Raw genomic sequence first — 14,968 nt, forward strand, 5'->3', positions numbered from 1 at the left:
GACGGCCGCCTGACGCCCCTAGCCCGCCTCCCGCTCCGCCAGCACCTGATCCCGATCCGCCAGTCTTCGCAGCATCTCCAGCACGCGGTCCCGGGACTCGTCCGCCGCGTCGATCGCCTCCATGCACTGCCAGTACGTCGTCTCCTCGTCCGCGGCGCTGGCCATCCCGACCAGGGCGATCCCCACCTCCCCCAGCAGGCTCCCCAGCTGCATCAGCGCCTGTCGCGCATCCCCCAACTCCGTGAGCTGGGCCGCGCGTAAGGCCCCCTCCGCGAGGTCCGGCGCCTCCAGCACGCCGCAGCCACGCCCGGCCAGTTCCGTCAACCCCAGCGCCTCGCCGCGTAGTTCAGGTGGACCGAAGACGGCCAGCCGACTCCCTATCGCCTGGGCCAGGGCCTGCGCCTGCCACACCTCGGTCATGGTCTCCGGCAGGCTCCCACTGCCGGCCAATGCACGCCTGCTGGTCTTGATGAGCCGCACCGCGTCCATCCGCTGCCCCGTCTGTCCGACGCGCTGCCCACGCGTCCGCCTGAACTCCCTTGTTCACTACCCAGAGTGAAGGGCGTTGAGACGAAAAGCCAGAGGAAGGCGGAAATCTCTGGACAACTTTTCGGCTACAGGCGCCAAATTGGATACGGAGAGTGAAAGTGGACGCGGATCCTCCTAGCGCCGGAAGCACCCCTTCCGCACACCCTCCCTACGGCGCCGGAAACCTCCGCTCGTTCCGGTCGATCTTCGCGTCCAGCGCCGCCAGCGGATCGATCGCGAGCACCTCGCAGAGCTGCAGCAGATACGCCAGCACGTCGGCGACCTCGTCCGTCACCCGCTCCGCGGTCCGCGCGTCGTCCATGACACGGGCCGACTCCTCCGGCGTCAACCACTGGAAGATCTCCACCAGTTCGGACGCCTCGACGCTCAGCGCCGCGACGAGGTTCTTCGGCGTGTGATACGGCTGCCAGTTGCGCGCGGCGGCGAACTCGGCCAGCCTGCGCTGCAGCTTGGCCACATCAAGAGGTTCGGTCACGGCTCCAGGTGTACCACCGTCACCCCGCCCGCCTCCGCCACGCCCGAAGCGTCACTCACCGCCCCGACCACCCGGATGTGCCCGCGCTCGCACATCCGCACCGCGAGCCGCACCACTTCCCCGCACTGCCCGGGATCCAGCCCTCGGTCGAGCCCGTCGGCCAGCACGGTCAACGTCTGCATGGCCTCCGGCACCTCACCGGCCGGGTCGACCTCCAGCACCCCGGGCCCGGTCAGCAGCACCAGCGACAGCGCGAGATAGCGCAGCTCGCCGTCGCCCAGCCGGCCGAGCTCCGTGCGGATCCCGTCCCCGCGGTCGAGCACCGCCCGCATGGTCCCGTCCCCCAGCACCTCCGCGGCCACGTCTGTCACCGCCCCGGCGCACCCCGCCCGCACCGCGGCCACGAACTGCGCATGCCGGCGCCCGCACTCGGCCCGGGTCCGCCACAGCACATCGGCGAGGTTGTCGCAGCCGCCGAGCAGGCGGCCGGACCCGACCGGCACCCGGCCCCGCATCCGGTCGGGCCGCGGATCGCAGGCGAAGACCGACCGCAGCGCCACCACCATCTGCTCCGCGGCGGCGAGCACCCGCCGCTGCCCGTCCGTCTTGCCCGCCACCCGCAGCGGCAGCAGCGCCGTTCCGAGCCGGTCGTCGGGCAGGGGCGCCCGTGTGACCGGCGACTGACCGGCCGTGTGCCAGGCGGCCTGCACATAGGGCCGGCTCGGATCACGCAGGGCCGTCTCCAGCAGCACGACCCCGCCGGCGCTCAACCGCTCCCCCACGATGCGCAGTTCGGGCTCGGCCTGCACGGCGACATCGAGTCGCACCGGCCCCTCGGGACCGTCGGCGGTGCAGCCGATGCGGAAGCCCCGGCGGCGCTGGGCATCGGGCCGGGCCCGCTCCGGCACGCACGCGTCCGGATCGGGGAACGCCTCACCGACCCCGGCACCGCCGGCGAGCCGCGCCAGCGCCTCGTACGCCCGCAGGGCAGTCGTCTTCCCGCATCCGCTGGGCCCCGCGAAGAGTGTGAAGGGCCCCAGCGGCAGCGCCGCCCGTCGATGCCCGGCGAACGCCGACAGCCGCAGTTCGGTGAGATGGGACCGGTCGGGGCGCGCCGCGGACGGCTCGCCGGCGGGGCGTTCCGGCGACGGCTGGGATACCGCGTCTCCCCTCTGGGACGGCGGGGAAACCGCATGCCCCTCCCGGGACGACAGGGAATCCGCATGCCCCTCCCGGGACGGCGGGGAGACCGCACGGCCCTTCTGGGACGGCAGGGAAACGGCACCAGAAGCAGATGACACGGCCATTCCCGGACCGTAGGGCCCCCGCCGTCAGACGAACCGTTCCCTCCCGGCGCCCTTCCTACGATCGAGGGATCGCCCGGCCGGGCCGCCTCAGGTGCCCGGCACCCCCGCCCCCTCCATCAGCCCGCTCACCTCGGTCCCGGGCGGCGTCAGCAGGAACACGTTCCGGTCGACCCGGTGCATCCCGCTCGCCAGCCCGAAGACGACACCCGTGCTGAAGTCCAGGACCCGCTTGGCGACCTCGGTCTCCGCTCCGGTCAGATCCAGCAGCACCGGAATCCCCGCCATCAGTGTCTCGGCGACCTCACGGGCGTCCGCGAACACATTGACCCGCAGGACGACGAACCGCCGCCGCGTCTCCGTCTCCGCCTCCGGGTGCACCCGATGGTCCACCGCCGACGGCCAGGCGTCCCGGCCGCGCAGCGGCACGACCTGGGCGAGCCCTTCCCACTGTTCATCGGTGACGTCGTGGCTGTTCACCGGCTCCCCCCGACCTGACTCGCCTTCATTGCCTGCACCTGCCAATTCTTACGCCAAGTCACCCGTTCGGCCCAACAGCGACACGATGCGCGACCGCCACAAGCCCCTCACATCGCGCCGTGGAGGGCTGTGTGGCCGACGTAACTCCTCATGATCTAGGGATGTGACATCGACGTAACGGGCAATTCGTACGCTTCAAGCACCACCCCGACCGCCGGAGAAGGGCAGCACGTGACCTCGACCACCTCCACGACTCAGGTCCGGACGGTCTGCACGTACTGCGGGGTCGGCTGCGGAATCCTGCTGGACGTCGGGATGGGGCCCGACGGGCGGCGTACGGTCCTGAAGGCCTCCGGTGACAAGGCGCACCCGGCGAACGCGGGCCGGCTGTGCACGAAGGGCGCCACGACGGCCGAGATGCTGGCCGCACCCGGGCGACTGACCAGCGCACTGGTGCGGGCCGACCGGGGCGAGGAGCCGGTGCCCGCCCCCATGGCGGACGCCATCGCCGAGACCGCCCGCAGGCTGCGCGCGATCATCGACGAGCACGGGCCGGACGCGGTCGCCTTCTACGTCTCCGGGCAGATGAGCCTGGAGGCCCAGTACCTGTCCAACAAGCTGGCCAAGGGGTTCGTGCGGACGAACCAGATCGAGTCGAACTCACGGCTGTGCATGGCGAGCGCCGGTATGGGATACAAGCTGTCCCTCGGCGCGGACGGGCCGCCCGGGTCGTACGACGACTTCGAGAAGGCGGACGTCTTCCTGGTCATCGGCTCGAACATGGCCGACTGCCACCCCATTCTGTTCCTGCGGATGATGGAGCGGGTCAAGGCGGGTGCGAAGCTCATCGTGGTCGACCCGCGACGCACCGCCACCGCCGCCAAGGCCGATCTGTTCCTGCAGGTCAAGCCGGGCACCGACCTCGCCCTCCTGAACGGCCTGCTGCATCTCCTCGTCGAGAACGGCCACACCGACCCCGACTTCGTCGCCGCCCACACCGAGGGCTGGGAGGCGCTGCCCGAGTTCCTCGCCGACTACGCGCCCGCTGCCGTGGCGGAGATCACGGGCATCGACGAGGACGACCTGCGCACCGCCGCCCGGCTGATCGGCGAGGCCGGCGAGTGGATGAGCTGCTGGACGATGGGGCTCAACCAGTCCACGCACGGCACCTGGAACACGAACGCCCTGGTCAACCTGCATCTGGCGACCGGGGCCATCTGCCGTCCGGGCTCCGGGCCCTTCTCCCTCACCGGGCAGCCCAACGCCATGGGCGGGCGTGAGATGGGGTACATGGGGCCGGGGCTGCCGGGGCAGCGGTCGGTCGCCGTCGAGGCCGAGCGGGCCTTCGTCGAGGAGCTGTGGGAGCTGCCGCCGGACACCCTGCGCGCCGACGGGGTCGGCAAGGGCACCGTCGAGATGTTCCAGAAGATGGCCGACGGCGAGATCAAGGCCTGCTGGATCATCTGCACCAACCCAGTGGCCTCGGTCGCCAACCGCCGTACGGTCATCGAGGGTCTCGAGGCCGCCGAGTTCGTCGTCACACAGGACGTCTTCGGGGAGACCGAGACCAACGCCTACGCCGATGTGGTGTTGCCCGGCGCCATGTGGACCGAGGGCGAGGGCGTCTTCGTCAACAGCGAGCGCAATCTCACCCTGACCGCGCCGGTGGCCGACCCTCCGGGCGAGGCGATGGCGGACTGGCGGATCATCGCGGCCGTCGCCTGTGCGATGGGGTACGAGAAGGGGTTCTCGTACGACAGTGCCGAGGACGTCTTCGAAGAGATACGGCGGGCGTGGAACCCGGTGACCGGCTGGGATCTGCGCGGGGTGACGTACGAGCGGCTGCGGGCCACGCCCGTGCAGTGGCCGGCCGCCGACGTGGACGGACCCGAGCGCAATCCGATCCGGTACGTCGACGGCGACGGCGGGCTGCGGTTCCCGACCGCGAGCGGGCGAGCCGCGTTCCATGCGCGGCCGCACATGCCGGCCGCCGAGATGCCGGACGACGACTACCCCTTCGTGCTGAACACCGGGCGGGTGCAGCACCAGTGGCACACGCTGACCAAGACCGGGCGGGTCGCCAAGCTCAACAAGCTGAACCCGGGGCCGTTCGTGGAGGTGCATCCCGAGGACGCGGGTGCGCTGGGGATCGCCGACGGGGACCGGGTGGAGGTCGCCTCGCGGCGGGGGCGGGCGGTGTTGCCGGCGGTGGTGACGGATCGGGTGCGGCCCGGGGGCTGTTTCGCGCCGTTCCACTGGAACGACCTGTTCGGGGAGTATCTGAGCGTCAACGCGGTGACAAGTGACGCGGTGGACCCGATCTCCTTCCAGCCGGAGTTCAAGGTGTGTGCCGTGTCCCTGACGAGGGTGGCGGCTCCGGTACCGGCGCCGGCGCCGGAAGTGCCGGTGGAAGCGCTGACGCCGACCGCCGTCACCCCCGGCCCGGCCGATCCCTTCGGTCTGGAACCCGCCCCGCCACCCGTCCTGACCGCCCAGGAACGCCTCTATCTGACCGGCTTCCTCGCCGGCATCCGGACCGGCGCGCCCGGCATCCCCATCCTGCCGCCGGACGCGCCCTTCAGCCCCGAGCACGCGATGTGGGTCAACGGCGTGCTGGCCGGGATGTACTCCCGTACGGCAGCGGAACCGGTCACGCGTGATGGCCGTGAAGTTCGTGAGGTCGTGGTGCTGTGGGCCTCGCAGACCGGCAACGCCGAGGAGTTCGCCACCGCCGCCGCCGAGCGGCTGGGCGCGGCGGGGCACCGGGCCACCCTGGTCGGCATGGAGGACGCCGATGTCCTCGCTCTCGCCCGCGCGGCCGACCTGCTCTTCATCACCAGCACGTTCGGCGACGGTGACGCGCCCGACAACGGGTCGGGCTTCTGGGACACGCTGTCCGACACGGGGGCTCCACGGCTGGACGGGGTGCGGTACGCCGTGCTCGCCTTCGGCGACTCGTCGTACGACGACTTCTGCGGGCACGGGCGCCGGCTCGACGCGCGCCTCGACGAGTTGGGGGCAGTGCGGCTCGCGCCGCGCACCGACTGCGAACCGGACTACGAGCCGTCGGCGGGCGCCTGGCTGGACCAGGTGCTCACCGCGCTGGAGCCGGAAGCGGCCGACACGGAAACGGCGACCACGACGGCACCGGCGCCCGAGCCGACGTCCAGGCCCGGCGCGCGCCCCGCCAAGCCCGCCCCCACGACCGCCCGCCTCGTCGGCAACCGGCTGCTCAGCCTGCCCGGCGCGGGCAAGGAGGTACGGCGCTTCACCTTCGACACGAGCGGGACACCGCTGACGTACGAGACGGGCGACGCGCTCGGCGTGCGACCGGTCAACTCGACCGCGCTGGTGGAGGAATGGCTCGCGGTGACCGGCGCGGACGGGTCGACCGCCGTGGAAGTGAACGGCGTTGGCGAGGTCCCCTTCGCCGAGGCCCTGCACCGGCACCTCGACATCACGAAGATCACCTCGGATCTGCTCCGCTTCGTCGCCGAACGCGTCCGCGACGACCGGGAGTTGCGGCGGCTGCTGCGCCCCGACAACAAGGACCGCCTGGCGCAGTGGAGTTGGGGGCGGCAGGCCGTGGACGTCATCGCGGAGCACCCCGTGCGGGCGGGCGCCGAGGAGTGGGCCGGCGCGCTCAGGAAGCTCCAGCCGCGTCTGTACTCCATATCGTCCAGCCCGCTCGTCGACCCGCACAGCGTCTCGCTGACGGTCTCCGTCGTGCGGTACGAGAACCTGCACGGCCGGGCGCGCGGAGGCGTCTGCTCACCGTTCCTCGCCGACGCCGAGCCGGCCACCGAGGTACCGGTCTTCGTGCAGCGCTCCCCGCACTTCAGGCCGCCCGCGGACGCCGCGACGCCGATGGTGATGGTCGGCCCGGGTACCGGTGTCGCGCCGTTCGTCGGCTTCCTCCAGGAGCGGCGCGCGCTCGGGCACAAGGCCCCCAACTGGCTGTTCTTCGGGGAGCAGCACCGGACCAGCGACTTCTACTACGAGGACGAGCTGACCGAACTGCTCGACGAGGGCACCCTCGCCCGCCTCGACACCGCCTTCTCCCGCGACCAGCGCAACAAGGTGTACGTCCAGGACCGGATGCGCGAACACGGCCCGGAGCTGTGGCGCTGGCTGCAGGACGGCGCCCACTTCTACGTCTGCGGCGACGCCTCGCGCATGGCCAAGGACGTGGACCAGGCCCTTCGGGACATCGCGGTCACGCACGGCGGGCTGGCGGAGGTCGAGGCGTCGGCGTACGTGAAGCAGCTGGCGGCGGCGAAGCGGTACGTGCGGGACGTCTACTGACCGGTTCCGGGGAGTCGGGGGAGCTTCTTCTCACCCGCCTCACACCGGACTCTTCACCTCCCTCGGCACCTCGCTCACCAGGCCTGATTACGGTCCGGTGGCGTGCAGTTGGCAGAACAGCAGCCGGTGATGCCGGCCCGGGGGACACAGTCGCCGGCGCCCGCCGTCCCGGACACGGAACCCCCCGCCCAGTGGCATCGCGTCCTCACCCTCCTCGCGGCCGTCAGCCTCTTCATCGGGACGCGTGCGATCTGGACGCAGGCGGCGAGTCACCGTCTCGTCGTGGCCGCCGCCATCTCGGCGTGCTACGTGTCGATCCTGGTGTGCGGGGTGCTGGCGCTGGTCGTGCGGCGGGCGAGGTCGTTGGCGCGGCTGGATCTGTGCGTCCTGGTGACCGCCGTGACGCTGGCGCTGTGCGCATGGGCGATGAACCACCGCGGCAGCGACGAGGCGATCCTCACCACGCAGGCCGCGCGTGCGCTGGTCGCCGGGCATCCCGTCTACGGGCAGCCCTGGCCCTGGCTGTTCGGCCACGGCGTGGCGCTCACCCCGACGGTCACGGGCGGCTACGACTTCACGTACGGCTATCCGCCCCTGGCCCCGCTGCTGACCGCGCCCCTGCTGTGGCTGGGGCACGGGGCCCTGCCCGCGACCGTCGTGAGCACGGCCGCCCTGCTGGCCGGCACCGTCGCGCTGTGGCGGATGCTGCCCACGCCGTGGCGGTCGGCGGCGACCATGACCTGCCTCGGCTTCGGCTTCCTGCCGTCGTACGCCCGCCTCGGCTATCCGGCGATCGTGGCGCTGGCCCTGCTGGTGCCGGTGGTGGTGCGGTGGCCGCGGATCGGGCGGCGCGGACGGCTCGGGGCGGGCGGGCTGGCGCGGGCGGCGTGTCTGGGGGCGGCGTGCGCGGCGCAGCAACTGCCGTGGTTCGTCGTGCCGTTCCTGCTGGCCGGGGTCTACGCCGTGCGGCGCGGGGAGCTGGGCGCACGGGCGGCGGCGCTGGTGGTGGCGCGGATCGTCGGGGTCGCCGGGGTCGTGTGGCTGCTGATCAACACGTACTTCGTCGTCAGTGAGCCGGGCACCTGGATCCGGGGCATAGCGCTGCCGCTGACGCAGGGCGCGGTGATCCACGGGCAGGGTGTGGTCGGCATCTCGCTGTACTTCACCGACGGCAGCGACCGGCTCGACTGGTACTCCCACGCGAGCATGCTGCTGGCGGCGGGGCTGCTGGCGCTGTTCGTGGTGTTCGTGCGGCGGTTGGGGCCCGCGGCGACCGTGCTGCCGTGGTGCGCGTTCTTCGTGGCGACCCGGTCGCAGGACGGCTACTACCTGATGATGACGCCACTGTGGCTGGCGGCGGCCGTCACCGCGTCGGCGTCGGAGTTCGCCAAGGCCTGGCAGCCGCGTCTGCGGGTACGGGTGCTGTCCGGGAGGCCGGCACGGATCGCGGTGGCCGTGCTGCTGCTCGCCCCGGCCCTGGCGGGCGTGGCCTGGGCGGCGACCGGGACGCCTCCGCTGGACATGCGGCTGACGTCGGTGCGGTGGGCGACGCGGGCCGCCGTGTCCCGCCTGGAGGTCGAGGTCACCAACACGGACGCCGCCGCTCTGGCGCCCCACTTCACGCTCACCACGGGCCAGGGCATGAACGCGTACTGGACGGTCGTACGCGGTCCGGCCACGCTGGCCGCGCATGCCACGGCGCGCTATGAACTCCGGCCTCCCGCAGGGAGGTTCCGCCTCCCCCGTCCGGGCGTGCGGATCCGGCTGCGGGCCTTCACGGCCGTACCGCAGACGCTGTCGAGCGCCGACGTCAGGCTGCCGCGGTCCGGGTGAAGCGGAGCGTGGCGGCGATCGTGGCGTGGCCGCGCATCATGCCGAGCTGGTTCCAGCCCATGCCGAACTGCTCGCGGTCCACGGTGAACTCGGTGTCCAGGGTGAGCGCGTCGGCGTCCGCGCCGACGAGGCGGGCGGTGAGGGACTTGGGGCGGCTGACGCCGCGCGCGGTGAGCTGACCGACGACGTGCACGCTGTCGCCGTCCCGGAGTTCGGCGCTGCGGACCGAGAAGGTGATCTCGGGGTGGTTCGCGACGTCGAAGAAGTCGGCGGAGCGCAGATGCTCGTCGCGCTTGGCGTTGCGGGTGTCCAGGGAGGCGACGTCCAGGGTGATCGTGCCGACGGCGGAGCCGTCGGGGCGCACCTCGCCGGTGCCGGTGACGGCTGCGAAGGTGCCCTTCACGTTGACCAGGCCCCACATCGTCCGGTGCCGGACGGCGACGGTGGAGGCGGTGGCGTCGAGCTGCCACAGCCCGGTTTCGACGGCGACGGTCATGATGCTTCTCCTGCGACCTTGTCGTTCAAATTTGGATGACTGCACGCTAGCCCATAATCCAAATATGGACAACCATTCCGAGGGTGCCTCGTCCAAAAATGAACGACAGGTAGAATCGAGCCATGTCCGCCGCCGATGAACACCCCGCCGACCAGCTCGAATGCCCCTCCGCCCAAGGTGGCGGACTACTCCCCGCCGAGCTGCGCGGCTGGATGCTGCTGCTGGCCGCGACGGGGGCCGTGGAGCAGCAGCTGCGGACCGTAGTCAAGGAGCGGCTGGACGTCTCCCACGACGAGTTCCTCATCCTGTGCCTGCTGGCCGAGCAGCCCCCGGCGGGCAGCCTGCGCATGACCCGGATCGCGGAGCTCCTCGGCCGCCCCAAGACCCGGCTCACCTACCAGATCGCCTGCCTTCAGCACGCCGGTCTCGTCACCCGCAAGTCGGTGTGCGGCGACAAGCGGGGCGTCGAGGTCGCCCTCACGGAGAAGGCCCGCCGGCTGCTGACGGAGGCTTCCGAGGCCCTCGGCGAGACGGTCAAGGCGGCCCTCGCTCGCTTCGTCGGGGCGGAACAGCGGGAGGCGCTGTGCCATCTGCTGCCGGATCTCGCCGGGGAGACACCGCGTCAGGCGGAGGGCGCTCCGGTGAGGACCTCCACCTGGCCCGTGTCGAGCGAGTAGTAGGCGCTGACGACGGCCAGGTCGCCCTTCTTCACCAGCGGGGCGAGATTGGCGCTTCTCCGCAGCCCGGCGGCGGTCTGCTGGGCGTGGACGCGGATCATGGCGTCGACGGGGTCGGCGTGCTTCGCCTTGGATATCGCCTCGTACGCCGGGCGCAGCGTTTCGACGATCGACTGCAGGTTGCCCGGCAGTGGCTTGCGGTCCTTCAGTGCCTTGTACGCCGCCTTGACCGCACCGCAGTTCTGGTGTCCGAGCACGAGGATCAGCGGGGTCCCGGACGTCACGGGACCGTACTCGACGGAACCGGTGACGACCGGGGCGACCACCTGGCCGCCCGTGCGTATCACGAACAGGTCGCCCAGCCCGGTGTCGAACACCATCTCCGGAGGCACCCGGGAGTCGATGCAGGACACTATGACGCCGTACGGGTCCTGCTCCGCGGCGACGGACTCACGCCGGTCGACACCCTGGTTGGGGCGCTGGAGCGCACCGGCCACCCAGCGCTTGTTGCCCTCCAGCAGCCGACCGTACGCGGCCCGGGGTGTGGTGGGGGACGGGCCGGCGGACGGTGACGGAGTCGCCGCCGCGCCCACGACCGTCGCCTTCGAACCCGAATTGCCGTTCGCCTTCGCCGAACAGCCGGTGATCACGGCCGCGGAGGCCACGAGCCCTCCGGTGAGAATCGCTCGGCGCTGCGGTCGCGAGACACTGCCCATGGCACTCTTCCCTTCTGCAATTCGCCCTGCTGGGGCGGGTGTTTCCACTGTTGCGAAGCAGCGGTTAACGCCCGTACAGGGCTGATGCAGCGCACGAGAAGGGCTCGTCCAAATCGCTGAACGTTCCGTGGGCGAGCGGCGTCGTAGCAGCAGCCGCTCGGGAAGGGACCACCGCCATGACCGCCGTAACTCTCACCGCCCGTACCGTGTTCAGGGCCGCACTGATCACAGGGCTGCTCTGCGCGGTCGCCGCCTGCGGCACCGAATCGCAGAGCGCGTCGGCGCGCAGCGGGGCCACCTGGCAGGAGCCCGCCTCGTACACCTACACGCTCCGATCGGCCGAAGGGGAGCGGACGTTGCTCGGCACCTTCCGGATCACGGTCCGCGACGGCGCCGTGGTCGAGGCGGTGGGCCTGGACGACAGCGGCCGGCGCGTGGCCGAGGACGTGCCCGACGCGGTGCCCACCATCGGGGAACTCCTCGATGAACTGGAGCAGGCGCGGCGGGACGACGCGGACAAGGCCGAGGCGGAGTACGCGGCCGACGGGCGTCCGGCGTGGATCTCCCTGGACTGGGAGGAGAACGCGATCGACGACGAGGCGCTCTACGTCATCAGCGCCTACGAGGCCGACGAGCCGACCGGGGCCTGACGGCCCTCAGGCGTCCTCGCGCCGCTCCAGGGCCTCCTTCAGGCGCCGGGTCGCACCTCCATGTGGGCGGCCATCGCGACGCCGAGCATCTCGGTCAGCTGCCGCTCGGGGCCGTGGTGAGCCACCGCCCGACCGGTGGACCAGTGAGCCGGAAGGCCGGCTCGTAGTGCTCACGGCAACCGCATCGGTGATGTTCCGGGACCGTTGTGGCTTCGGCCAACTCGTCGCCGCCATCGGCGAGTTGTTTTCGGAGAACGGCCCGATGGACGGTGCGCCCCCGGGACCGATCCACTGGGCGCGTGGACAGCAACGACGAGCCGGACGTGACCGGCGTGATGGTGATCGAGCCCATGGGCAACGCGGGCCCCTTCCTCGTGGAGGCGGCCGCCCGGTCGGGCATACGGCTGTACGCGGCCACCGACGAGCGGGTCCACGCCGGCTACGAGCCGTGGCTGACCCGCGCCCTCGCCGGGGTGTGTCTGACCGAACTGGCCGACACCGCACGCGCGTTGGACGACATGGAGAAGTTCTGCCACGCGCATCGCATCGCGGGTGTCGCGGTCTGCTGGGAGTTGCTGACCCCGCTGGCGGCCCTGCTCGCCGCGCGCCTCGGGCTGCCGGGCAACGACCCGCTGCGCGCCAGGGCCGCCCGCAACAAGATCGCCATGGCGGAGGCGTTCCGGGCGGCGGGCGTGGCGGCCCCGGCGGAAGCGGTGGTCACGAGCGCCGAGCAGGCCCATCAGGTCGCCGCCTCCGGCCGGCTGGGCTGGCCGCTCGTCGTCAAACCGGCCGAGCAGGGCGGTTCCTGGGGTGTGAGCGTGGTGGACGGACCGGACGGGCTCGACGCCGCGGTGGCCGCCGCCGCGCTCGTCACTCACGCCGAGCCGCACGGTCTGCCGCTGGACGCGCGGGTGCTGTTGCAGAGCTATGTGCCCGGTGAGGAGTTCTCCGCCGACACCGTCGTGCACGAGGGTGTGCCGTTCCCGCTGCCCGTGGTCCGCAAGGACACCACGGCGGGCCGGTATCGGGTGGAGACCGGGCACTCCTGCCCCGCCGGGCTCGACGCGCGCACGGTGCGGGCGATCCAGGAGGCCGCTGCGCGCGCCGCGCTCGCCGTCGGGGTGCGCAACGGCATCGCCCACACCGAGGTGAAGATCCTTCCGGGCGGCGAGCCGATCGTCATCGAGACCGGGGCCCGGCTGCCCGGGGACAACATCTGCGAGATCGTCGAGGCCGCGACGGGCGTCAGCGAGGCTGCCGCCTATCTGCGGGCCTTGACCGGCCGGATGCCGGACACCACGCCGACCCGGGACGCGGCTGCCACGGTGCGCTTCCTGCTGCCCGACCGGGCGGGGGTGCTGGAGGACGTCGTCATCCCCGATGTGCCCGGCACCCACAGCCGGCTCCACATCCGTCCCGGGCAGCGGGTGCCCGAACCGGCCGACAGCGCCGGCCGGATCGGCCATGTCGTGGCGCGTGCCGCGTCCGTCGACGATGCCCGCCGTCTTGCCGCGCAGGTGATCGCCGGCACCCGAGTGAAGGTGAGGTGAGCCGTGCGCAACCCCGTGCGGAAGCCCGTACGCAAAACCGTGCGGAAGATCGCGTTCCTGCGGTCCGTGGAGATCCGGCGCGCCGACCCGTACATCCAGCGGTGCGTCCGCGACCTGGCCGAACTCGGCGTCGAGAGCTGCCTGTTCCACACCCACGGCACGGCGGACGACAGGGACTTCCCCGGCCCGCGCCGCCGCCTCGACCCCGCCGTCACCCCCGCCGACCTGGCCCGGGAGGTCGCGGAGTGGGGCGCGGACGCCGCCGTCTCGATCTCCCTGCCCTGCGAGAACGCCCTGCGGGACGCGACGGTCAAGGAACTCCTCGACGCCCAGGGCATCCCCACGGTCATGACTCCGCTCCCGTCGACCCTGGCCCTGTGCGACAAGTGGGAGACCAAGCAACTCCTCGTCCGCGCGGGTCTGGACACCCCGCGCGGCGTCAAGGTCGACTCCGATCTGCTCGCCGGGCGCGGCGTGGCCGTTCCCGCCTACGCGGACGCCCTGCGCGCATCGGCCACCCGGATCGGCTACCCGCTGCTGTCCAAGCCGCTGTGGGACTCCACCAGCATGGGGATCCGAGCCCTGCCCGACGCCGCGGCCCTGGAGGCGTACCTCGCCGATCCGCCCGAGGTGTCGGCGGTGATCGAGGAGTGCGTCGCCGGCGCGCTGTGCTCCGTGGACATCGTGGGCGAGCCCGGCGCGTACCGGGTACTGCCGGTGTGCTGGACCGGCACGGCGGGCACCGAGCCCGTGTTCACCTTCGCCGACCTGCGCTGGTGCGGGCCCCGACCGCGGGCCGACGCCGATTTCGCACCCGTCGCGGCCCGGCTGGTCGCCCTGTGCGAGGACCTCGGCGTCCAGGGGTCCGTCAACGTGGACATGATCTACACCGGTTCGCGGTACGTGGTCCTGGAGATCAACCCACGGATCGGCGGCGCCACCACCCTGTCCTGCGCCGCCTCCGGCACGAACACGTTCAGCGCGCTGGCGGACATGGCTCGCGGCGGCTACGTCCCCGCTCCTGTCCGCCGTACGGGATGGGCCATCGAGTTCCTGTCCCCCGAGCGCCTGCCGGACCCGGTCCGCGCGGAGCTGATGGCTCGTCTGGGTGTCATCACCGCCCATGAGTTGGTGATCGACGACACCAGTCACGGCGACATCGTCGTGTTCACCCTCGCCGAAGGGGACGAGCGACAGACCGTCAAGCACCTTCAGGAGCTGCACCGGACGACGGGCTGGCCGCGCGCGGAAATCCTCGACAAGACCCGGGCCCTGCTCACCCCATGACGCGGACGGCACAACCAGGCAGGGGCCCGACCCACTGTCATGGGTCGGGCCCCTGCCTGGTTTCCGCGGGGTGCGCTGCCGTCGGCGGGACCCCATGGACCGTCTGCCACGGCCCGTACTCCACCGGTGGGTCCCGCCGTGCGGCGCCGGTCCGCTCCCGCCGGCGGGTCCCGTCGATCAGCCTCCGTCGACATGCGGACGGCCCGCCGACCTGCGCAACAGGCGACCGCGGTGCCACACGGGCCTGCGCTCACCCGGGATCCCCACGTCCCACACCGCGATCATCACGGCATGGGACGTGGCGAGAAGCCCCGTTCCACGGCACAACCTAGAAGGCCTTACTGTTGCAGCCCATCTCCGCGCCCAGGTGGGTGCCGTCCTGCCCACCCGCGATGCCCTCACCGTTGAGCGCGTTGCCCAGCGCGCCGTTGAGCACGCCGACCTGGCCGAGGACGTCGACGTTCAGGTCGTGCGACTTGCAGTTGGAGCTCTGCAGGACGCTGAACTTGTCACCGCCCTTGCCCTTGCCGTCGAGTCCCTGAGCGGTGGCCGTGCCGGCGCTCATGAGTCCGAGGCTCCCGAGGGCGACGACCAGGACTGCCGCCTTGCGAAGGTTGTGCATGTCTTCTCCGATGGACTGAGGTGG

13 protein-coding genes are annotated in these 14,968 nt (G+C 71.8%); 6 read left to right on the plus strand and 7 right to left on the minus strand.

Annotated features, from left to right (window positions below):
* Positions 1-18: 18 nt before the first annotated feature.
* The 4 genes from BLU79_RS32880 to BLU79_RS32895 form a co-directional block, all read right to left on the minus strand.
* Positions 19-489 (minus strand): DUF6099 family protein, encoded by a 471-nt coding sequence (locus BLU79_RS32880; protein WP_093909630.1) that lies wholly within the window; start codon positions 487-489, stop codon positions 19-21.
* A 208-nt stretch (positions 490-697) separates the two neighbouring features.
* Entirely contained in the window at positions 698-1,024 is a 327-nt protein-coding gene (locus tag BLU79_RS32885; RefSeq protein WP_093909631.1) for a nucleotide pyrophosphohydrolase, read from the minus strand.
* A complete protein-coding gene (locus BLU79_RS32890) occupies positions 1,021-2,331 on the minus strand; it encodes an AAA family ATPase (protein ID WP_093909632.1) in 1,311 nt (436 codons plus the stop codon). The genes BLU79_RS32885 and BLU79_RS32890 overlap by 4 nt, the downstream gene beginning before the upstream one ends.
* A gap of 87 nt (positions 2,332-2,418) precedes the next feature.
* A complete protein-coding gene (locus BLU79_RS32895; RefSeq protein ID WP_177001271.1) occupies positions 2,419-2,808 on the minus strand; it encodes a cell division protein SepF in 390 nt (129 codons plus the stop codon).
* 231 nt (positions 2,809-3,039) lie between these two features.
* Here BLU79_RS32895 and BLU79_RS32900 point away from each other — a divergent pair, with 231 nt between their 5' ends.
* Entirely contained in the window at positions 3,040-7,113 is a 4,074-nt protein-coding gene (locus tag BLU79_RS32900; protein WP_093909634.1) for a bifunctional nitrate reductase/sulfite reductase flavoprotein subunit alpha, read from the plus strand.
* A gap of 129 nt (positions 7,114-7,242) precedes the next feature.
* Positions 7,243-8,946, plus strand: a complete 1,704-nt coding sequence (locus BLU79_RS32905) for a hypothetical protein (protein ID WP_093909635.1) — start codon at positions 7,243-7,245, stop codon at positions 8,944-8,946.
* Here BLU79_RS32905 and BLU79_RS32910 read toward each other — a convergent pair.
* Complete coding sequence (locus BLU79_RS32910) at positions 8,924-9,442, minus strand: YceI family protein (protein WP_093909636.1); 519 nt, start codon at positions 9,440-9,442, stop codon at positions 8,924-8,926. The two genes, BLU79_RS32905 and BLU79_RS32910, sit on opposite strands and share 23 nt — an antisense overlap.
* 122 nt (positions 9,443-9,564) lie before the next feature.
* Between BLU79_RS32910 and BLU79_RS32915 the strand changes: the two genes are divergently transcribed.
* Complete coding sequence (locus BLU79_RS32915; RefSeq protein ID WP_093909637.1) at positions 9,565-10,119, plus strand: MarR family winged helix-turn-helix transcriptional regulator; 555 nt, start codon at positions 9,565-9,567, stop codon at positions 10,117-10,119.
* On the opposite strand, the gene BLU79_RS32920 is transcribed toward BLU79_RS32915, so the two are convergent.
* On the minus strand, positions 10,065-10,835 hold the full coding sequence (locus BLU79_RS32920) for a carbonic anhydrase (protein WP_093909638.1): 771 nt from the start codon (positions 10,833-10,835) through the stop codon (positions 10,065-10,067). The two genes, BLU79_RS32915 and BLU79_RS32920, sit on opposite strands and share 55 nt — an antisense overlap.
* 176 nt (positions 10,836-11,011) lie before the next feature.
* Here BLU79_RS32920 and BLU79_RS32925 point away from each other — a divergent pair, with 176 nt between their 5' ends.
* The 3 genes from BLU79_RS32925 to BLU79_RS32935 all read left to right on the plus strand — a co-directional run bounded on the left by BLU79_RS32925 (position 11,012) and on the right by BLU79_RS32935 (position 14,322).
* Positions 11,012-11,485, plus strand: coding sequence for a DUF6174 domain-containing protein (locus BLU79_RS32925; protein WP_093909639.1), 474 nt, complete (start codon positions 11,012-11,014; stop codon positions 11,483-11,485).
* Positions 11,486-11,784: 299 nt separating this feature from the next.
* The gene (locus tag BLU79_RS32930) at positions 11,785-13,035 is read left to right on the plus strand and encodes an ATP-grasp domain-containing protein (protein ID WP_093909640.1); all 1,251 of its coding nucleotides are present in this window, start codon (positions 11,785-11,787) and stop codon (positions 13,033-13,035) included.
* Positions 13,036-13,038: 3 nt separating this feature from the next.
* Positions 13,039-14,322 (plus strand): ATP-grasp domain-containing protein, encoded by a 1,284-nt coding sequence (locus BLU79_RS32935; protein WP_093909641.1) that lies wholly within the window; start codon positions 13,039-13,041, stop codon positions 14,320-14,322.
* A gap of 328 nt (positions 14,323-14,650) precedes the next feature.
* Here BLU79_RS32935 and BLU79_RS32945 read toward each other — a convergent pair whose 3' ends face one another.
* Positions 14,651-14,944 (minus strand): hypothetical protein, encoded by a 294-nt coding sequence (locus tag BLU79_RS32945; protein WP_093909642.1) that lies wholly within the window; start codon positions 14,942-14,944, stop codon positions 14,651-14,653.
* Positions 14,945-14,968: the final 24 nt, after the last annotated feature.

Source organism: Streptomyces sp. cf386, from assembly GCF_900103585.1.
Taxonomy (GTDB): Bacteria; Actinomycetota; Actinomycetes; order Streptomycetales; family Streptomycetaceae; genus Streptomyces.